Below are 19,792 nucleotides of genomic sequence, written 5' to 3' on the forward strand. Positions count from 1 at the left end.
GTACGGCGGCGAGGAGTCAGGCGCCGGTGCCGTCGACGGCCGCCTCGATCAAGTCGACCACGGCCGAGGGCTGTGAGGCGAGGGAAGCATGACTTGCGTCGAGTTCGATGATCGCGCGGGGGTTCATCCGCTCGGCCATGCGGCGTTCGTTGGCCGGGCTGATCATGCGGTCCTGGGCCGAGACCTGGTACCAGCTCGGCTTGTTGCGCCACGCGGGGGCGGTGACCGTGTCGCCGAACGTCGAGCCGAGGGGCGCCTTCTGCGTGACGGCCATGACCAGCGCCTCGTCCGCGCTCAGGTCCTGTGCGAAGCTCTCGTGGAACGCCTCCGGCTTGATCCACAGGTAGCCGTCGGAGTCGGGTGCGATGTTGTCGAACGCGGCCGGCGGGTCCTCCTGGCTGAGCCCGCCCGGGCTCTCGCCCGCGTCGGGTGCGAACGCGGCGATGTAGACGAGGGCCCGCACCTGGGGCAGGTCGCCGGCCTCCGTGACGACGGCGCCGCCGTAGGAGTGGCCGACCAGGACGACGGGTCCGTCGACCTGGTTGATCATCTTGCGGGTGCGTTCGGCGTCGTCCGCGAGGGACGTGAGCGGGATCTCGACGGCGCGGATCTTGTCGTAGCCCCGCTTGTTCAGTTCGACGATGACCTTGGCCCAGTGCGCGGCACCGCCCCAGAAGCCGTGCACGAGGACGATGGTGGGTTTGCCGCTCATGGCTCTCTCCTTGCGTTGTGCGGGATCAGCACTGGTCCGAGTCTTCTGCGTCGGGGGCGCGGCGGCCCGACGAAAAGTCCGATCGAGTGTCGCGCGATGCCCATGGCCGCATCGGACGGGGAGCTATCTCGCTCGTTCCGGAGACGCGGCGATCACCCCTATTGGATACTGCCACTATCCAATCAACGTAGATGCTTCTCCAAGGGGGACTCGTGAGGCGATCTGTCTCGCACATGTCCGGATACGCCGGCACCGTCTGTGCCGCCGCCGCGGCGACGGTCCTGGCCACCTCCACGTCCGCGGCGGCGGTGACCGGCCCCGAGCAGGACAACTTCCTTCCCGCCATGGTCCATTCGATCCTCCACCTCGACATCGACCCGCCGGGTGCCAACGACTGGAACTGCCGTCCCGGTGCCGCCCATCCGCGTCCGGTCGTCCTGGTCCACGGCACGTACGAGAACCGCTACAACAACTGGGCCCGGATGTCCCCCGAGTTGAAGGCCCGGGGCTACTGCGTCTACGCCCTCGACTTCGGTGACACCGACGACGCCGCGGTGGCTCTCGCGCCGACCGTCAAGGGCTACGGAGACATCAAGGAGTCCTCCAAGGAGCTGGCCGCCTTCGTGGACAAGGTGCTCGCTGCCAGCGGCTCCGGACAGGTCGACCTGGTCGGCCACTCCCAGGGCGGGACCCTGTCCCGCTGGTATCTCAAGGCCGACGGCGGCGCGAACCCGGCCGACCCCTCGAAGAACAAGGTCAAGAAGGTCATCCAGCTCGGCGCGACCAACCACGGCACCACCATGAGCGGCATCTCGACGCTCGCCGACAAGCTCGGGATCCTGGAACCCGGTCAGGTGTCCGTCGGCAAGGCGGGCGTCCAGCAGTACGAGAAGTCCGACTTCATCAAGGAGCTCAACGCCGACGGCGACACCGTCCCCGGGGTCGACTACACCGTGATCGCCACCAAGTACGACGAGATCACCACCCCGTGGCAGAGCACGTTCATGACGGCGGGCCCCGGGGCGACGGTTAGGAACATCACCTTGCAGGAGGGCTGCCCGATCGACCTCTCCGCCCATCTGAGCATGTCGTACAGCCCGCGCGCGGTCGGCCTGGTCGAACGGGCCCTGGACCCGTCGGCCCCCGCGGCTCCCTGTGTCCTGAGGGCACCGGCCTTCTGAATCCGGCCTCCGGCACCGACCGGACCGTACTCAGGCCGACGCGGGGGTGTCCCGGGCATCCCACGGCACGCGGAACTGGCCCGTCTTGGCGAGGAGCCATGCCGTCAGTCGCTGGACGCGCTCGTCCTGTTCGGGTGACCGGCGGCTGAGGAGGTGGTAGCTGGTGCCGTCGGGCACGAACCCGAAGGGGGCGACGAGTTGTCCTCGCTCCAGGTCGTCGTGGGCGACGGCATACGGGGCGATGGCGACCCCGACGCCGGCCGTGGCGGCCTGGAGCGTCAGATAGAAGTGCTCCAGGATCTGCTCGCCGGAGGCGGGCTCTGTCGGCGTCCCGGTGATACGTCGCCAGTCGTCCCACGCCTGTGGCCGTGTGCCGGTGTGCAGGAGGGGCACCTGTGACGTGCCGCCCGGGCCGGTCAGGAGAGCGGCGAGATCGGGCCGGCACACGGGTCCGATCCGCTCGGCGAACAAGCGGGTCCGGCTCGCCTCCTCGGGGAAGGGGAAGTCGTCTCGCCGGATCGCCAGGTCGATGTCGTCCCGCTCGAAGAAGACGGGGCCGCCGCCCGCGGACAGGTGGACGGCGACGTCCGGCACGTCCACGGCCAGATCGGGGAGCCGGGGAATGAGCCAGCGCATCAGCAGGGTGGGCTCGCACGAGAGGGTGAGCGGCCCCGCGGGCGCGCGATGCGCGAACTGCCGGGCCGCCGCATCGATCTGGTCGAGCGCGTCCCGGACGACGGCCGCCAGCTGACGGGCCTGAGGGGTCGGGCGCAGGGCGCGGGTCTTCCGCTCGAACAGCGAGGTTCCGAGGGCCCGTTCGAGATTCTGGATCTGTCGGCTCACCGCGCCGTGCGTGACGTGCAACTCCTGCGCCGCCGCCGTCATGCTCGCGTGCCGGACGGTCGCTTCGAAGGGGAGCAGCGTGTTCAACGGAGGAAGGGCCGACCATCGCATGCGTGAACCCTACTCACAGGTCCTGTGAGAACGAATCGTTTGTCCTGCCCTTTCAGCCTGAACGACTATTGATCCGTTCACAGAGAAGTTGCTGAGGGAGAGGGCGGGGCATGACATTCCGCGACGCCGCGCGGCAGGGCATCGCCATCCTGGCGGACGACCTCACCAGCGCCGGGGACGGCGCCGCGCCGTTCCGTCAGGCAGGGCACGACGCCCGGATCCTGCTCTCCGCCCCGGCGGACGTGCCGCGGCACGCCGTGGGCGTCAGCGCGGTCGATCTCGGGACCCGGGTGCTCGACGAGGAGGCCGCCGCAGCGCGCACGGAGCGGGCGGCCCACCTGTTCGCCGGCTCCGCGTTGCTCTTCAAGACGGTGGATTCCACCCTGCGCGGTCATGTCGCGGCCGAGGTCCGGGCCGCGTGGGCGGGATCGCGCAGGCGGGCCGTCGTCATCGCACCGGCCTTCCCCGCCGAGGGCAGAGTGACGGTGAAGGGGGTCCAGTACGTGCGGGGCGTACCGGTCCACGAGAGCGACTACGCCCGCGACCCCGTACATCCCGTACGGTGCTCCGACCTCGCCACGCTGTTCCCGGAGGCCGCTCCCGCGCAGCCCGAGCAGGCGGCCGAGCTGCCCGAACTGGTCAGTAGCGGTGGCCTGATCGTCTGCTCCGCCGCCGAGGACCGCGACCTCGATCGTCTGGTGGCAACGGTGCCGCGACCCGACGAAGTGCTGTGGGTCGGCTCCCCAGGCCTGGCGGCCGCCCTGGCCCGACGGTGTGCCCGCACCACGGGCGGCCCCGCGTCACTGCCGCCCACTTCCCGACGTCCACTGATCGTGGTCGGCAGCACCAACCCGGCGACCCGCCGGCAGCTGGCCGAGCTACGCACCCGGAGCGACGTCCAAGGCGTCACCGTCGATGTCGACCCGGCCCCCGCCCTGGAGACGCTTCGCGGCCTGACAGCCCCCGTCCTCACCCTGCAGACACCCGATGAACGCCACACACCGCAGACCGCACAGCTGCTCGCCCGCTCCCAGGCGGCGGTCGTCCGGGCACTGGCCGAGCACCACACCGTCGACGCCCTCATCGTCACCGGGGGAGAAACGGCCACCACCGTCCTCCAGCCCCTGGGCGCCACCGGCATCGACCTGACCGACGAACCCGAACCCGGCGTCGTCCGCGGCTCCCTGACCGGCCCACTCCCGCTGCCCGTGCTGATCAAGGCAGGCGGATTCGGCGACGACGCCCTGCTCCTGCGGCTGTCCCACCTCGTCCGACAACGCCTCGACCCAGGAGAGCACGCATGACCCCCATCGCCGTCACCATGGGCGACCCCTGCGGAATCGGCCCCGAGATCACCCTCAAAGCATGCGCCGATCCCCGCAACACCCTGCCCGTCGTCGTCATCGGCGACATGGACGTCCTCGCCCGCGCCGACCAGCTCGCCGACACCCGCCTCGCACTGCGCCCCATCTCCTCCGTCGGCCAGGCACAGTTCGAACCCGGCACGGTGGACGTCCTCGCCGAGGACGGCCTCCCGGCCGACCTGCCCTGGGGCACCCTCGACGCCCGCGCCGGAGCGGCCTCCTTCCAGTACGTCCGCCGCGGAATCGAGCTCGCGACGGCCCACGAGGTACGGGCCCTGGTCACCGCCCCGATCAACAAGGAAGCCCTGCGCCTGTCCGGCGTCCCCTACCCCGGACACACCGAGATCCTCGCCGACCTGTCCGGCACCACGGACTACGCGATGATGATGGCCACCGACGAACTGCGGATCGTCCTGGTCACCGTGCACCAGTCACTGCGCACCGCGATCGACGGCATCACCACGGGCCGCGTACTCGACACCATCCGCCTCACCCACCGCACACTGCTGCGCAGCGGCATCCCCACGCCGCGCATCGCCGTCGCCGGCCTCAACCCCCACGCGGGGGAGAACGGCCTCTTCGGCCGCGAGGACCTCGACATCATCGCGCCGGCCGTCCGGACCGCGCAGAGCGAAGGCATCCGGGCCAGCGGCCCCTGGCCCGCCGACACCGTCTTCATGCGAGCCCGCGCCGGAGACTTCGACGCCGTGGTCGCCCAGTACCACGACCAGGGCCTCATCCCCGTCAAGTACCTCGGGATCGAGCACGGCGTCAACATCACCATCGGCCTGCCCTTCGTCCGCACCAGCGTCGACCACGGCACCGCCTTCGACATCGCCGGTCACGGCACGGCCGACCACACCAGCCTGCTCGCCGCCCTGACCCACGCCGACCGCCTGTCCGCACCGGCGCCGGCCCAGCCCTGACCCACCGCCTCGCATCAGCCCGGAACAGAGGACCGAAGGACCCCATGGACTTCATCTTCATGCTCACCCGCGACGACCGCACCGTCTCCGACTGCCTCGAGGTCCTCGACACCATCCAGGACCTCGGCATCACCCACATCGGCTTCAAGGACATCGGCGCCGACCCCGGCACACTCGCCCAACTCCACACCCGCATCAAGGACATGGGCGCCACCACCTACCTCGAAGTCGTCAGCACCCACCGGGACCAGGCGCTCACCTCGGTACGGACGGCCACCGAACTCGGCGTCGACTGGCTCATGGGCGGCACCTGGATCGAGGAGACCCTCCACCTCCTGCACGGCACATCCATCGGCTACCTGCCCTTCGCCGGAGAACCCCTGGGCCACCCCACCCGCCTCGCCGGTAGCCCGGACCGCATCGCCGACGACTGCCGGCGCGCCGAAGCGGCCGGCTGCGCGGGCGTCGACCTCCTCGCGTACCGCGCCACCGACGCCGACCCTCTCGACCTGGTCCGCGCCGCCCGCGCCGCCACCAGCGGCCGCCTGGTCATCGCGGGCTCCATCACCGGCACCGACCAGATACAGGCACTGGCGGCGGCCGGCGCCGACGCCTTCACCATCGGCTCCGCCGCCTTCGACGGCTCCCTCCAGCCCCACGCCGGCACCCTGCGATCCCAACTTGCCCCGGTGGTGGGTCTGTAGAGGCCGCCGCAACCCGGAAACAGGGAGGTGACACCATGCGGTGCCATGGCAGATGACAGCACCAGTGATTTTCAGGCGGGCCGGACGGGGCTCATCGTCCGCATACCGGAGGCGGAGCCGGCCGTCCGCGCATGGCGCGAACGGTTCGACCCCTCAGCCCGGGCCGGCGTTCCAGCCCATGTCACCGTGCTCTTCCCGTTCCTCGACGAGAGCCGAATCGATGCGCTCGTCCACGCGGCCCTCGCGAACGTGCTGGGCAGCCACCCGGCCTTCGACCTGCGGTTCGAGAGATGCGGACGACTTCCCGGAGTGCTGTACCTCGCCCCCGAGCCCGACACGCCGTTGCGCCGGCTCACGGAGGCGATCGCCGAGCGTTGGCCCGAGGCGCCGCCGTACGGCGGCCGGTTCGCCGAGATCGTGCCGCACCTGACCATCGCTCAGGGACAGGAAGACGCCGCCCTCGAGGAGATCGAGGCCGACCTCGCCGGCAGGCTCCCGTTCACCGCTCGCGTCTCGTCGGTGGAACTCATCGTTCACGACGGCACGAAGTGGCAAGAACGGGCGTCGTTCGCACTCGGAGAATTCAGAGAGTTCGGGGAACTCGGGGAACTCGGGAAATTCGGGGAATGAAGCAGGCCATGGGACCGGCAGAGCACGCCGCTCAGCCGGTGGTGGCGTTGAGGCAGTGGTCGAGGAGTGCGTGCATCCGGGATACGGGGAGGGCCGGATTGGCCGCTGCGCCTTCGGCCGTGTCCGGGTCGGCGAGGAGGGCTTCCAGGGTTTCTGGTGTCAGGTTCGGGTTGGTGGCGGCTGCTTGGCGTACCGACGCGTCGGGGTCCTGAACCGGGGGGTGAGACAGGGCGGGGTCGGCTGCGGCCCGGGCCCGTACCTCCGGATCGGGATGGTCGACGAGGTGGGCCCAGCCGGTGCGGGGGGGTGCGGGCAGGGTCCGCAGGTGCGGACGGTGGGCCGGGCGGGTCGTGAAGACCTCCACGAGAAGGCGTGGTGGAGTCAGCGGGTGGTGGCAGGCCAGCCGGATTCTCACCTCCTCGTCCTCGTCCTGCGTGAGGGTTTCGACGTGTTCCGCCGGCAGGCCCGGCCAACTCGCGGCGACCCGGCGCAGTACGGGTTCCTCGGACACCGCACAGGCGGCGAACCAGTCGGGGGACGGCCCGACGGCCGGATCGGTGCTCGTCGCGGAGAACGGTTCGCCGATCGGGCAGGTGCAGTCCAGGCCGTGCCCGATGCCCCACTGGATCGCCTGGTACTCGGCCCAGGTGCGGAGGAAGGGGCGCAGGCGCGCACGGGCCCGTACCTCGTCGTCCGGGTCCTGTCTCAACTCCGCGACCAGGTCCGCTGTCAGGTCGGGCCGAGTGGCGACCAGCGCGCGGACCTGCGCCTCGGGGTGGCGGGCGAGCCGGGCGACGGCGGAGGCCGGGATGTGTGGATTGCGGGTCAGGGGGTGCACCGTGCCGTCCGCGAAGCACTGCTCGACGAGCGCGGGGGACAGGGCACACGTGGCGAACACCCAGGCATTGCGCGCGTCGAGCGACGGCAGCGTGGCCTCCACCCGTTCCGGGTCCAGCGCCCAGTTCCTGTCCCGCGCCGCTTCTCGGACCGTGGGGTCCGGATCGTCGAGCAGCCCCGCCCGCTGATCCGGGGTGAGCGACTGCCACCTCCAGGTGGCCAGTGCCCGCAGTTCGGGGTGCTCGCGGCCGGCCATGGAGCGGAAGAAGGACGGCGGGATCTGCCGTGACGCGTCGAGCTCCCCGATGATCTCGTTCGCGGTGACCTTGCCGTCCTCACCGCCGTCCTGCGCGGTCAGGAGGGTGACGAGGACGTCGTCCGGCAGTGGCCGGACCCGACGGGGGTACCCGCGCGGGCCGCCGGCGAGCCACCCGCGCACGATCCCCGACGGGTCCGTCGCCAAGGGGGCGAGGCGGGTCGCGTCGACGTACGGGTTGCGGGCCAGAGCGCGGCGGACGAAACCGTCCGGATGGCGCAGAGCCGCGTCGATGACGGCGTCAGGGAGGTCACGCCCCTCGCACAGCAGCGGGCCGGCCGCCCCGGCCGCCCGATCCAACAGGCGTAGCAGTACGTCGGAGGGCGCCGCCCGGTTGAAGGCGATGCCGCGCAGCCAGGGTTCACGCAGGGAGTCGGACACCGCGTCATCCTGCCACCCGGTCTCCTGAACCGCGCCGACCGGTTCAGGCCGTCAGTTGGTCACCGAGCGGGCTGCGCAGGTACAGCACCAAGTGCCCCTGCCGGGCCCGGGTGACCAGTCCCGCCCGGCGGAGAACACTCAGATGTTGGCTCACCGTGCCGGGGCTGAGCCCCAGCCGGTGGGCCAGGTCGGTGGTGCTCGCGGGCTCCGCGAGCTGGGTCAGGAGGAGAGCGCGGGTACCGCCGAGCAGGTCGGCCAGGGCCTTCGGCGGGGCGGCCGCGTGCGTGTGCCAGACCGTGCCGCGGCCTCGCGCGGGGTACGCGATCCTGGGCGCCAGCGCGGGGTTGAGGAGCGTGCTGGCATGGTCGCAGAACAGGGACGGGGTGAAGGTCACTCCGCGGCCGTCCACCGCGAGGTCACGGCGTTCGTCGCGCAGGGCGTCCACGGTGAGGGTGCCCGACCGCCAGCGCAGGCCCGGGTCGATGTCGGGCAGCAGCGCCGCGGCGCCGCCGTCGGCCAGCCGCCGGGCCCGGTGCAGGATGTCGGACCGCAGAACCGCCTGCATGCGCGGCCAGTGCGGCGCGACCACGAGCGCCCAGTAGGCGTGCAGGGCGTCGGCGATGCGCGTGAGCAGGGCCAGGGGGTCCCGGTACGCCTGGACGAGTACGGGGCCCGGTTCCGTACTACCGGCGGCCTGGGCCAGTTCGGTCGTCACACGCTCGGCCGGCGTCGCCCGCAGCACCCTGAACTCGTCGTCGACATCGGGGGACGGGCCGCCGGGATGAGGGGTCAGGAAGTCGGCGATGCGTCCGCGCGGCCCGAGCAAAGACTGGAGCAGGGGCCGGTCGAGCTGCCGCAGCAGCGGGGCGCTCTGGCGCAGGAAGGGCTGATGCTCGGCATGCCGGACCGGGTTCTGCCACGCCCGCAGGCTCAGCACCGTCTCCTGCAGCGGGGAACACGCGAACCGGACCGAGGCGAGATCGTCCAGGTCGAGCCGCAGCAGCAACATTCGGCCCAGACTAAATGTCTCGCACCACAGGCGGTCCGCCGGGTGGGATCACCTCCATGACTACTGCTTCTGCCGGGCGAGGCTCGGCGACGGCCGTGCCCCGACGCGTCGTGCGAGGGACGGGCCGATGACTCTGGCGCGCGCTCATGGCTGGTTCGCGCTGGAAGAGCGGGACGACGGTGTCGTGCGCATCACCGAGCCGCACGCCGACAAGCTGGTGCGGGCCAACCTGTGGTGGCTGCGCGGAACGGACCGTGACCTCGTCGTGGACGCGGGTCTGGGTGTCGCTTCTCTGCGCCGCCACATCCCGCACATGTTCGAGCGGGATCCCCTGGTCGTCCTCACCCACGCGCACCTGGACCATGTCGGCGGAGCACACGAGTTCACGGAACGCGCGGCCCACAAGGCCGCCGAGGAGACCCTTGCACAGGGCGTGCCCGCCAGCCTCAACGGTCCCGAGCTCTACCGCCAACTCGGTGTGGAGCCAGCGGGAGAGAACCTGCCGGACCTACTGATCGACGCGCTGCCCCACACCGGCTACGACCCTCGCGCCTATCGCGTGCAGCCGCTCACGGTGCACCGCAGCCTCCAGGACGGGGACGTCATCGACCTCGGAGGGCTTTCGCTGACCGTGCTGCATCTGCCCGGACACACTCCTGGCTGCATCGCCCTCTTCGAGGAACGCACCGGAGCTCTGTTCACCGGCGACGTCATCTACGACGGCCACCTCATCGACGACCTCCCCGAATCCGACCCGTCGGACTACCGGCGCAGTCTGGCGCGCCTGGCCGACCTGGATCTGTCGATCGCTCACCCGGGCCACGGCCGCAGCATCTCCGGGCACCGCCTGCGGGAACGCGCACACACCTACCTGAGCGCGCCGTTCGCATAGACCCATTGATTCGGCAGTGCCAAGACTCAGGCCCGAGGCGACGGCGTCAGACCGGCGTCTCGGTGGGATTCGAGAAGGACGGCGTGCCACACCTGCGCACCGGGCGGGCGGAACTGGCGGAAACACTGAGTTTCGTCGGCATGTGACGATCAGGCGATTCAGGTCTCGTCGGGTTCAACTCCGCCCCAGCGGTTCTCAACCGGCTGACGGCAATTGACCGGTGACGCATCAGGGAGCGTTTGCCCCGTCGATGGCTACCCTGACGATGTGGCCCTTGAGAAGGACAGTGGGAGCGGCTCGATCCGACGCCCCTGGTGGCGCCCGGTGGTGTCCACCATGGCGATGGAACTGGTCGCCCTGGTCATCTCCGGGTTGATCTCTCTGGCAGGTTGGCCGCTCGGGTATCCGTTCGGGTGGCCGCCCGACACCGATGCCGTCGTCATGGCGATGGGCCTGATCGCGACCGTGCCTGCGACCGAGTTGTACCGCGCATCGGGCCCGCCGCATCGGCTCGCCGTGGTCGCCGCTCTCCTTGTGCTGGCAACGGTGAGCGTGCTCGTGACAGCGGCAGTGAACCGGGCCTTTCCCGCGCTGGCTGACCCGGGCGTCGGATTCCTCGTCGGCCTCATGGCCGCGCTACCCGTCGGCGTGGCTGTGCTGGCCTGGCTCCTCGGCAGGACGAACGCCGCCTGATAGGCACTGACCTCACAGCCCCCCACGGCAGCCGGTCGGTCGTAGGAGAAGTTCACTGACAGGAGATGTCAGTGAACGTCCGGACACTGATGCGATGCCCCTCAGTCACCACTCCCGCCGGGCCGAACGGCTGCTCGTGCCCGCGGCCTTCGCCACCGCTCTCGGCAACAACGTCCAGCTCATCGCGGGCGCGCTGCTCATGATCAGGGAGCAGCGGACCATGATGGCCGTCGGCTGGCTCTTCATCGCCGTCGCCGGGCCGCAAGCACTGCTCTCGCCCCTTTTCGGACGGCTCGCCGACCGCTTCGACCGGCGGGCCCTGTGGATCGGCTGCGATCTCGCCAGTGCCGCCCTGGCCCTCGGGCTGCCGCTGTGGCTGGTCTGCGGCGGTTCCACGGGGCCCGGCATCTACGGCGCCAATCTGATGCTGGCCGTGGTCGGCGCCCTGTTCTTTCCGGCGAGTTCCGCACTGATCAAGGAACGGGTCGCGGCGGACCGGTTGCGGCGGTTCAACGCCCGCTACGAGATGGGGACCCAGGCGGGGATGCTGCTGTCGGCGACGATCGGCGGCCTGTCCGTGCAGGCGTTCGGCGCCGTGCCGCTGCTGGTGTTCAACGCCGGGACGTTCGTCGTCTCGGCGCTCTGCGTCGCCGCCGTGGGGCGCCGCCCGAACCGGGTGCCGACGGCCACCCCCGACGCGAGCCCGGCGCCGGCCCCGACGGCTCCCCGCGTGCCGCTGCGGATGCGTCACTTCATCCTGCTCTACGCCCAGGGGAGCGTGGTCGTCACGGTCTTCAACGCGCTGCTGCCCACCGCGGTCATCGGCGAACTCCACCTGGGGCCCGGGACGTTCGGCACCGTGGACGCCCTGGGGAGCCTCGGCTTCCTGGCGGCGACCGGCGCCTACCGCATCGTCGGCAGACACTGGCCCGACCTGCGCGTCGCCGTCGTGGGCTTCCTGCTCTGCGACGCCGGCCTGCTGCTGCAGAGCGAGTTCGGCATCGCGGGATACCTCCTCGGCGTGCCACTGGGCGCGTTCGTCTTCGGGCAGGCCCGGATCGCCTCGCGGACCATGCTGATGTCCTCGGCCGACGATGCCTCGGTGGGCAGAGTCTTCGGGCTGGCGAACGGCGGCGGCCTTGCGGCCACGGTCGGGGTCATGTTCCTGGTCGCGTCGGTCACCGACCACACTGACACCCGCTACGGCTTCGCGGTCCTCGCCGCCCTTTCCCTGCTGGCGACGCTGTCCGCCGCACTGCTGCTGAGGTCACCGGTCCCGGCCCGGTCGGACGCGTCCACCGGCCGGTACCGGTCGAGCACCGCCGCCGCGGTCGCCGCGATCGCGCGGCGCAACTCCTCGGGAGCCAGTACCTCGATGTCCGGCCCCAGCGACAGCAGCGCCGGCACCGCCAGTTCGACGGACTCCAGCGGTACCGTCGCGGTCACCCAGCCGTCAGCCCCCGGCGGCCCCGCCGACGCTTCGACGGCGCGGACCAGCGCCGCGTCCAGACGGTCCGGCAGCGCGGACAGCAGCGCCGGAGCGATGCGGACGGAAGCCTGAAGGCGCAGTCTGCGCGCGTCGTAGACGCGGAGGTAGTCCTGCCAGTGCGCGGCCAGATCGAACCCGTCGGGACGCTCGAAGCCCTCCTCGCCGACGTCCAGGCGCAGGATCGACGACACCCGATAGGTCCGCGCCGCGCCGTCCACCGCCGCGACGAGGTACCAGACGCCCGCCTTGAGGACCAGGCCGTAGGGGTCGAGCTCACGCTCGACCTCCTGCGGCTCGGCCCAGCGGCGGTAGCGCACCCGGATGCGCCGCTGGTTCCACACGGCCTGGGCGAGCGCCATGAGAGCGGGCGGGGAGTCCTGTTCCCGGTACCAGCCCAGCGCGTCGAGGTGGAACCGCTCACGGACCCGGCCGGCCCGGTCCCGGAGCGGGGCCGGCAGCGCCGCGGTCAGCTTCAGCTGCGCCGCCGCCAGCACCTCACCCAGTCCCAGATCGTCCGCCGCACCGGGCAGTCCGGCCAGGAACAGGGACTCGGCCTCGTCGGCGTGCAGTCCGGTGAGCCGGGTCCGGTAACCGCCGACCAGCTCGTAACCGCCATGGTGCCCGGCGTCCCCGTAGACCGGGATGCCCGCGCCGCTCAGTGACTCGATGTCCCGGTAGACCGTCCGGATCGAGACCCCCAGCTCCGCTGCGAGCTCACCGGCCGTCAGCCGGCCGCGATTCTGCAACAGCAGAAGGAGCGAAAGGAGTCGGGCCGCGCGCATGAACCCATCATGTCCCACCGGCCCACAGCCACACACAGTGCTCGTGGGGTGGGGACGGAGAAGGGCCTGGCGCCGACGGGGGATGCAGCGCCAAGCCCTCCGTCGCCACTCTAATACCTCCCCGCCGAGCAGACCCGGATGTACGCCGTCACACTGCCCCGTCGATCGCTCGACCTAGCATTTGCTTGGCTCGGGCTCGTAGAGTCACGGGCATGCGAACAGGGCAGTGCTCGTCCCCCACCCGGCAGGGGCCCGCCGTGCAGGAACCGTCCGCGCCTCTACGTGAACTCGCCGATCGGCAGCTGATCCACGAGGTCGTCCTGACCTACTGCCGCGGTGTCGACCGCCTCGACCTCGACCTGGTCCGCTCCGCCTACCATCCCGACGGCGTGGACCACCACACGGGCTTCAGCGGCCCGGTGGACGCCTACATCGCCTGGGTGGAACCTCTGCTGCGCGCGTTCGACGGCACCCAGCACATCATCGGCAACCACAGTGTCGAACTGCTCGGCGACCACGCCGTGGCGGAGACGTACGGCACGGCCGTGCACTGGGGTTCACCCGCCGACGACGCGCGGCTCAACTTCACGAGTGGCTTCCGCTATGTCGACCACCTGACGCGACGGGACGGGCGCTGGGCCATCGTCGAGCGCTTCGCGGTCCGGGAGTGGACGCGGAGCGACGCCGGCCTGCGGATCGCTCCCGAGGCGGATGGGCCTCGGCCCGGGCGCGACGGTTCGGACCCGCTTCAAGACCTCACCCGCCGCGTCCGCGAGGCGGCCCGTTCGTAGGAGATGGTCGGCGTGGCCGATGAGTTTGTGTCCCGCGGTCGGTCCACAGTGGTGACACCGCAGGAAAGGAACCGTCATGTCGGAGCTTCTGGTCGACTTCATCACCACTCTCGACGGCTACGCCTCGGGCGAGGGCTGGCCCGGATTCTGGGGTCTGGAGAGCCCGGAGTACCTCGGATGGCTCGGTGAGCAGCCCGAGGTCACCTACGTGATGGGAGCAAACACCTACCGTCTGATGTCGGGCTTCGCCGCAGGTGAGGTCCCCAGTGGGCAGGACGAATTCAGGCCCGAGGAAGAGGCGTCCGTCGACGAGCTCACCAAAGCGCGCAAGGTGGTGTTCTCCTCCTCGCTCGAAGAGCCGCTGAAGTGGGCCAATTGCACGCTCGTCCGCGACGACGCGATCGAGGCGGTCCGCGGCATGAAGGCGAGTGGCTCGGGGCTTCTCAGCACGATCGGCAGCCTCAGTCTGTGCCGGTCCCTGCTGCGGGCGGGACTCGTCGACCGGTTCCGGGTCGTGATGTTCCCGGTGATCACCGGGGCCACGGGGGAGGAGCGCATCTACGACGGCTATCCCGACGTCGCCCTCGAGATGAACGAGCACCGCACCTTCGACGGCGGTATCCAGCTGGTCGAGTACAAGCCCCGCGTGCTCGAGCACCCCCCGCTCGACGTCCCTGCGTGACCTCGCTGTCGCCGACCGGCCGGCGCGGGGCTGCGGTCTGGAGACCGCTCCGCGCCGGCCGGCGGCGTCTTACGTATTACCTGGCGGGACTTTCTGGACGTGTCAGGACGCTCGGGCGCAGCCACCCTGCGCGCAGGCGTCCAGCCAGCTGTTCCAGTCGGCGTCGTAGCGCGTCCCGATGGTCTGCGTCAGGTGCCGCTGAGCACCCGCCCAGTCACCGGCGCGATAGGCGCCGAGCACCGTGTCGAGGTCCGACGGGTGCTTCTCCAGCATGTAGCGCACCGCGAGGTACCCCCAGCGGTAGACCCGCGTGGTGTCCGCGTTCTCGTAGGTGGTGCCGAAGAGTTCGCTCAGCCGGTACGTCTTCTTGCCGGCCTCCGTGACGGCCTCCTCGTACCGCAGCCCGCGATAGGTGTACGAGACGTACTCCGCGAAGCCCTCTATCCACCACACGGTCGGCGTGGACGTGCCGTCCGCGAAGTCGCCGTGCATGTCGAAGCGCCCGTCCAGATAGTGCGTGTACTCGTGGTTGAGGTTCCAGATCTGGAAGTCCGGGCGGGTCCACTCCGCCTCGTAGGCGATGAAGCGCGGCAGATTCCCCTGCACGGAGGGGTCGCCCTCGAGGTACATGCCGCCGTTGTTGGTGTCGATGCCGAAGATCACCCCGCCGTACGTCTGGTAGTCGGCGCTGGAGTCGAAGACGACCACCTCGATGCGGGTGTTGTGATCGTCCTTCACCGGCCCCGGGTCCCGGGCGACCTCGTGGAAGAAGGCGTCCTGACCGTTCAGGCTCTCGCAGGCGGTAGAGAAGTCGCCGGCCGACATGTTCTGCGCGACCACGGAGATGCTGTCACTGCAGCTCTGCCGGTCGGTGAGGACCGCGTCACGCAGCCGCTGCGCGAGGTCGCACACGCCGTACTCGGCGCAGTTGGCCTGGTCGTAGGCGTCGGCCATCTCGGCGACCCCGACCCAGAGCCCGGCGGTCGGGCCGGTCATGTCGGAGAGGCCGAGCAGTTCCTTCATCAGCGGGCGCACCGTGTCCGCGAGCCCCGGATGCTGCACGAACCGGGCGAGCTCGCGGCCCGCGTTGGACACCAGGTACGAACGCTCACCTCCCAGCATCGCGACGTGCTCCGCGGCGAAGGTGCGCAGTGTGTCGAGCACCCCCGGATCGGCCTCGACCGCCGGGACGAAGTCGGGTACTTGATGGCCGCGCCAGAGCACCGTGTACACGTTGTTGACGGCGTTGAGCATCCACCATTTGTCGTCGTACGAGGAGTTGTAGCCGGTCAGCATTCGCTCGACCACGGGCAGATAGCGGGCGTTCTCCTCCGAGCTGTCGATCAGGGTGATCGCTTCGGCGAGGGTCTCCCCGTTGGCTTCGGTGACGTCCCGCGAGTGCTCGGAGGCGAAGAAGGCGTCGAGGCCGCCCTGGATCGCGGACTTCAACTGGGGCCCGTACTCGCCCACATCGGGCTCGTTGTACCAGTGCACGTAGTAGCCGGCCCGCAGATACAGGACCGTCTGCGGCATGCCGGTGCTGCCGTCGCCCGGGTATCCGGCCGAACCGTCGCGCAGCGCGTTCGCGACCGTCACCATCTGCTCCTGGCGGAACGCGCCGGCCGCGTCCGAACCGGTGAGCGAGAACAGGGTGTTGATGCAGTCGGGTGTGGCCCCCTGGATATGGGCGACGAGTTCGGCGCCGGTGCTGCCGGTGAAGTCGCCCGGTGAGCACGCGGCTGCCCGGCGTTTCGCGCCCAGGGCACGCATCGACGGCCGCGGGTGCGAGGGCTTCGCGGCGGACCGTTCGCCGTGCTCGCGGGTCAGGGTGTCCTTCGAGGCGGGCAGGGGCGCCCGCTCCTTCACCGGTAGCCGCTTGCTGCCGGGACGGTCCGGCGCGGCGGACGGATCGGCGGGGGAGGGGCCGGTGTTCGCGGTGCGGACCGCGCTCGCAGGGGTGAGTGCGACGGTGGACGCCGCCGCCTGCGCTTCGGCCCCGCTCCGGCCGTCCGGGGTTACGCCGACGCCGAGTGCCAGGGCGAGAGCGAGCACGCCGGTGCCTGTCGCTCGGGCGAGACAGCGGCGTGGGGTGCTTCTTCGATCGTGACCATGCATCCGGGATCTCCTGTGGGGGGTGTTGATCCAACGGCCGCACGAGCGCGCGATGTTGATGTTTGATGTGAACACGCCAGTGCGATGTGGCAGTACAATTTCACATCGCACTGAACTTGAGAAGGTGCGGAGTCGGCCAAGGTTCGACGGCGGTCGGCCGCAGGTGCCGGAGTCGGCCTCGGCCCGTCGCGAGGGGGGTGGTGCGGCGCCCACCGGTCGTAAGATCAGTACGATCGCCGTTCGCGCCGCACCCGGAGTACCGCACCCGCAGGCGCGGTACTCCGCCGGCCCATGAGGAGCAGTGTGTGTCCACGCCCGCAGACCACGCGCTGAAGCTGCCCGCCGTGCCGGCCCGGCGCAGCATCCGCGACCATGTCGCGCACGCCCTGCGCGCCGCGCTCGTCGCGGGTGAACTGCGCCCGGGGCAGGTGTACTCGGCTCCCCAACTCGCCGCCCAGTTCGGCGTGTCCGCGACGCCGGTGCGCGAGGCGATGCTGGACCTGACCCGCGAGGGGATGGTCGAGCCGGTCCCCAACAAGGGCTTCCGCGTCACCGAGCTGACCCAGCGTGATCTGGCCGAGTACGTCGCCGTACGCGAACTGATCGAGGTGCCCACCGTCGGCGTGGTGGCGCGGACCGGCGACCCCGAACGCCTCGAGCGACTGCGCCCGGTGGCCCACGAGATCGTGGCCGCGGCCCGGGCCGGAGACCTCGTGGCCTTCCTCGAGGCGGACCGCCGGTTCCACCTCGCGCTGCTCGAACTCGCGGGAAACCGCCGCCTGGTGGAGGTCGTCGGCGCCCTGCGCGGCCACTCCCGGCTCTACGGGCTCGCGGGCCTCGCCGAGGCCGGCCGGCTCATGGAATCGGCCGAGGAGCACGAGATCCTCCTCGACCTGGTCATCGCCCGCGACGCCCCGGCCGCCGAGTCCCGCATGCGCACCCATCTGCGCCGCCTCGACGCCCAGACCAAGGACCCTGCCCCTTGAGGGAGTTCACCACCCGACGCCCTTCGAAGAAGATCCCGAATCCTGAGGTGGGGCCGGGACGGTGGCGGGTTGATCTCAACTGCGGTTGAGGTTGCAGGATCGGGTCGGAGCACGCGCCGCAGACGGCTGCGGCCGACCGCGAGGTGGGGGAGTTGTTGTGGAGAGCGCACAGAGTGTCCTGGTCATGGGTGCGACGGGGAACCAGGGAGGTGCCACCGCACGCGCGTTGCTCGCTCGTGGCTTCGACGTCCGGGCTCTGGTCCGGGACCCGGACAAGCGTGAGGCCCGGGACCTGGCGGAGCGGGGCGCGAAACTCGTGCCGGGCGACATGAACGACGTGGCGTCGTTGCGTCGCGCCATGACCGGCGTGCACGGTGTGTTCAGCGTGCAGGCGCTCGCCTACGAGCCGGCGACCTTGGCAGAGGAGGTCCGGCAGGGCAAGGCGGTGGCCGATGCCGCGGAGGCGGCGGGGGTCGGGCACTTCGTGTACAGCTCCGTCGGCGGCGCCGAACGCGGCACCGGGATCGACCACTTCGAGACCAAGGCCGAGATCGAGCGGCACATCCAGGCCCTCGGTCTTCCCGCGACCGTACTGCGGCCGGTCTTCTTCATGAACAACCTGCTGCACTATGCCGACGCGGCAGGCGAGCGCGTCATGTCGCTCCCCGTCAGACCGGACAAGCCCATGCAGCTGATCGCCGCCGACGACATCGGGTTCTTCGCCGCGGCAGCCTTCGACGACCCGCAGAGCTACCTCGGACGCCAGATCGAACTGGCCGGCGACGAGCTCACCTTCCCCGAGGTGGCGGCCATCTACGAACGTGTCACCGGCGTGACGACACGTTTCGAGGCCCGGCCGATCGAAGAGCGCATGTTCGAGTGGTTCGCCGAGGAGGGGTACCAGGCGGACATCCCCGCGCTGCGGCGTGTGCATCCCGGGCTCATGTCGCTCGAGCGCTTCCTCACCCGACGCTTGCAGTCAGCCATCTCCTGACTCCGCCCACCACACCGGCCGCCGCCGCATGCAGCCTGTGCGCCGTCCGCTTCAGGCTTCAGCCGGTATCGCCCTTGGCCGGGGAACGACGTTCGGCCTTGGCCGCGGAGTTGCGCACGGCGAGGAGTGCCACGCTGACGTCGGCCACCGTCCGGGGGTCGGAGAGGGACCGGCCCGTCAGCTCCTCGACGCGGCGCAGGCGGTAGCGGACCGTATTGGGGTGGACGAAGAGGCTCTGCGCGGCGTCCCCGGCCGATCCGGCGGCGGCGAACCAGTGCTCCAGAGTCCGCAGGAGGCGGGAGCGCTCCACCGCGGGCAGCCCGAGCACCGGTCCCAGAACCGCCCGCATCAGGTGAGCGCCCTCCGTGGGTGCGGCGGCGACGACCATCGCCAGCGGATCGTCGTCGAATCGGGCCACTCCGGGGCTCGTGCCCTGAGCGGACAGAGCCAGGCGGGCGAAGCGCAGCGCCTGCGGCAACTCCGACAGCGACGCGAAGAGCGGACTGAAGCCCACGCGCGCACCGGACCGGCGCAGGACGCGCAGGCAGGTCTTCTCCGATGCCTCGGCCGGCAGAGCGATCAGAGCAAGGTGCTGGTCGGGCAGCGGCTCCCAGACGGACGGCAGGTTCGCTCGCAGCAGTGCCGCTTCCGTCTCGGCGAACGACGCGCCGGTTGCCGCGACAGCCTCTGTCACAGCCTCTACGACGGCCACCGCGTACGGTCCGTGCTCCGGCAGCCCCAGCTCGCGCGCTGCTTCCCAGAGCGTGCGGTCGGTGGTGACGCCCGCGAACAGCGACGTCACCAGGGCGGAGCGCCTCGCCTGCACACGAGAGGTCAGCTCGGTCGACGCCTCCCGGTACGCCGCCGCCACCGCCTCCGCGAGCAGACCGAACAGCGACCAGAAGCGCGCCGACTCCGACACCAGATGGTCGTCGGAGACTTCCGGGTGCCTGCGCGCCTCCGCGAGAAGCTCCGTCCACAGCAACTCGGTGCCGATCCGGTACGCGTGCAGGGTGTCCGCCAGCGGCACGCCCTGTTCGGCGCGGGCCCGCCCGGTCTGCCGGGCCGAACTCACGTCGAGGGTGCCCCCGTGCCACAGGTGGTTGAGGACGAGATCCGCGTTCGCGGCGCACGAGCGGGACAACGACTTCGGGGTGATCAGCGACGCCTCGTTGTACGAAGCCACGTCGGAGCGGATCCGCACCGCCATGCGCTCGCCCAGCTCCGGGAGCCGCGACCGGAGAGCTGCGGCCACACCTGAAAGCAACATCTCCGCAGCTTAATGTCACTGGATTGTTCTGGGAAACAAAGATGAGGGTCGGATGCTGTCCGCCGGCCCATAGGGGGTGGGCCGGGT

18 protein-coding genes and 1 pseudogene are annotated in these 19,792 nt (G+C 70.6%); 12 read left to right on the forward strand and 7 right to left on the reverse strand.

Going from position 1 to position 19,792, the window contains the following annotated elements; genetic code table 11:
- Window positions 1-16 precede the first annotated feature (16 nt).
- Window positions 17-712 carry an alpha/beta hydrolase gene (locus tag ACIBTU_RS02320; RefSeq protein ID WP_399123993.1) on the reverse strand — a complete coding sequence of 232 codons (696 nt, stop codon included), beginning with the start codon at window positions 710-712 and terminating at the stop codon, window positions 17-19.
- Between the two features lie 212 nt (window positions 713-924).
- Between ACIBTU_RS02320 and ACIBTU_RS02325 the strand changes: the two genes are divergently transcribed.
- Entirely contained in the window at window positions 925-1,893 is a 969-nt protein-coding gene (locus tag ACIBTU_RS02325; protein WP_399123994.1) for an esterase/lipase family protein, read from the forward strand.
- A 30-nt stretch (window positions 1,894-1,923) separates the two neighbouring features.
- On the opposite strand, the gene ACIBTU_RS02330 is transcribed toward ACIBTU_RS02325, so the two are convergent.
- The gene (locus ACIBTU_RS02330; RefSeq protein WP_399123995.1) at window positions 1,924-2,847 is read right to left on the reverse strand and encodes a LysR substrate-binding domain-containing protein; all 924 of its coding nucleotides are present in this window, start codon (window positions 2,845-2,847) and stop codon (window positions 1,924-1,926) included.
- 110 nt (window positions 2,848-2,957) lie between these two features.
- Here ACIBTU_RS02330 and ACIBTU_RS02335 point away from each other — a divergent pair, with 110 nt between their 5' ends.
- From ACIBTU_RS02335 to ACIBTU_RS02350, 4 genes are read left to right on the forward strand one after another with little or no spacing between them, the layout of a single operon-like run.
- Complete coding sequence (locus ACIBTU_RS02335) at window positions 2,958-4,151, forward strand: four-carbon acid sugar kinase family protein (protein WP_399123996.1); 1,194 nt, start codon at window positions 2,958-2,960, stop codon at window positions 4,149-4,151.
- Window positions 4,148-5,137 (forward strand): 4-hydroxythreonine-4-phosphate dehydrogenase PdxA, encoded by a 990-nt coding sequence (gene pdxA / locus ACIBTU_RS02340; RefSeq protein WP_399123997.1) that lies wholly within the window; start codon window positions 4,148-4,150, stop codon window positions 5,135-5,137. The genes ACIBTU_RS02335 and pdxA overlap by 4 nt, the downstream gene beginning before the upstream one ends.
- Window positions 5,138-5,181: 44 nt before the next feature.
- Window positions 5,182-5,841 carry a hypothetical protein gene (locus tag ACIBTU_RS02345; RefSeq protein ID WP_399123998.1) on the forward strand — a complete coding sequence of 220 codons (660 nt, stop codon included), beginning with the start codon at window positions 5,182-5,184 and terminating at the stop codon, window positions 5,839-5,841.
- A 45-nt stretch (window positions 5,842-5,886) separates the two neighbouring features.
- A complete protein-coding gene (locus tag ACIBTU_RS02350; RefSeq protein ID WP_399123999.1) occupies window positions 5,887-6,471 on the forward strand; it encodes a 2'-5' RNA ligase family protein in 585 nt (194 codons plus the stop codon).
- A 31-nt stretch (window positions 6,472-6,502) separates the two neighbouring features.
- Here the strand turns inward: ACIBTU_RS02350 and ACIBTU_RS02355 are convergent, their stop codons facing one another.
- Both ACIBTU_RS02355 and ACIBTU_RS02360 read right to left on the reverse strand, forming a co-directional pair.
- The gene (locus ACIBTU_RS02355) at window positions 6,503-8,005 is read right to left on the reverse strand and encodes a hypothetical protein (RefSeq protein ID WP_399124000.1); all 1,503 of its coding nucleotides are present in this window, start codon (window positions 8,003-8,005) and stop codon (window positions 6,503-6,505) included.
- Window positions 8,006-8,048: 43 nt separating this feature from the next.
- Complete coding sequence (locus ACIBTU_RS02360) at window positions 8,049-9,014, reverse strand: ArsR/SmtB family transcription factor (RefSeq protein ID WP_399124001.1); 966 nt, start codon at window positions 9,012-9,014, stop codon at window positions 8,049-8,051.
- Window positions 9,015-9,141: 127 nt separating this feature from the next.
- On the opposite strand from ACIBTU_RS02360, the gene ACIBTU_RS02365 reads away from it, so the two are divergent.
- From ACIBTU_RS02365 to ACIBTU_RS02375, 3 genes and pseudogenes are all read left to right on the forward strand, one after another.
- Window positions 9,142-9,906, forward strand: coding sequence for an MBL fold metallo-hydrolase (locus ACIBTU_RS02365; protein ID WP_399124002.1), 765 nt, complete (start codon window positions 9,142-9,144; stop codon window positions 9,904-9,906).
- Between the two features lie 336 nt (window positions 9,907-10,242).
- Window positions 10,243-10,599, forward strand: a complete 357-nt coding sequence (locus ACIBTU_RS02370; RefSeq protein WP_399124003.1) for a hypothetical protein — start codon at window positions 10,243-10,245, stop codon at window positions 10,597-10,599.
- A 94-nt stretch (window positions 10,600-10,693) separates the two neighbouring features.
- A pseudogene (locus ACIBTU_RS02375) lies at window positions 10,694-11,860 on the forward strand (MFS transporter); the annotation flags it as partial.
- Here the strand turns inward: ACIBTU_RS02375 and ACIBTU_RS02380 are convergent.
- Entirely contained in the window at window positions 11,800-12,870 is a 1,071-nt protein-coding gene (locus ACIBTU_RS02380; protein ID WP_399124004.1) for a helix-turn-helix transcriptional regulator, read from the reverse strand. The pseudogene ACIBTU_RS02375 and the gene ACIBTU_RS02380 sit on opposite strands and share 61 nt — an antisense overlap.
- Window positions 12,871-13,082: 212 nt before the next feature.
- Here ACIBTU_RS02380 and ACIBTU_RS02385 point away from each other — a divergent pair, with 212 nt between their 5' ends.
- Window positions 13,083-13,661, forward strand: coding sequence for a nuclear transport factor 2 family protein (locus ACIBTU_RS02385; RefSeq protein ID WP_399124005.1), 579 nt, complete (start codon window positions 13,083-13,085; stop codon window positions 13,659-13,661).
- Window positions 13,662-13,737: 76 nt separating this feature from the next.
- Window positions 13,738-14,343, forward strand: a complete 606-nt coding sequence (locus ACIBTU_RS02390) for a dihydrofolate reductase family protein (protein ID WP_399124006.1) — start codon at window positions 13,738-13,740, stop codon at window positions 14,341-14,343.
- A gap of 102 nt (window positions 14,344-14,445) precedes the next feature.
- On the opposite strand, the gene ACIBTU_RS02395 is transcribed toward ACIBTU_RS02390, so the two are convergent.
- Window positions 14,446-16,458, reverse strand: a complete 2,013-nt coding sequence (locus ACIBTU_RS02395) for a collagenase (RefSeq protein WP_399124007.1) — start codon at window positions 16,456-16,458, stop codon at window positions 14,446-14,448.
- 302 nt (window positions 16,459-16,760) lie between these two features.
- Between ACIBTU_RS02395 and ACIBTU_RS02400 the strand changes: the two genes are divergently transcribed.
- Window positions 16,761-17,441, forward strand: a complete 681-nt coding sequence (locus ACIBTU_RS02400; RefSeq protein ID WP_399124008.1) for a GntR family transcriptional regulator — start codon at window positions 16,761-16,763, stop codon at window positions 17,439-17,441.
- Between the two features lie 184 nt (window positions 17,442-17,625).
- Window positions 17,626-18,435, forward strand: a complete 810-nt coding sequence (locus tag ACIBTU_RS02405; RefSeq protein WP_399124009.1) for an NmrA/HSCARG family protein — start codon at window positions 17,626-17,628, stop codon at window positions 18,433-18,435.
- Window positions 18,436-18,493: 58 nt separating this feature from the next.
- Here ACIBTU_RS02405 and ACIBTU_RS02410 read toward each other — a convergent pair whose 3' ends face one another.
- A complete protein-coding gene (locus ACIBTU_RS02410) occupies window positions 18,494-19,690 on the reverse strand; it encodes a PucR family transcriptional regulator (protein WP_399124010.1) in 1,197 nt (398 codons plus the stop codon).
- Between the last annotated feature and the right edge of the window lie 102 nt (window positions 19,691-19,792).

Origin of the sequence: Streptomyces sp. NPDC050145, from assembly GCF_044460245.1 — a bacterium.
Lineage (GTDB): Bacteria > Actinomycetota > Actinomycetes > Streptomycetales > Streptomycetaceae > Streptomyces.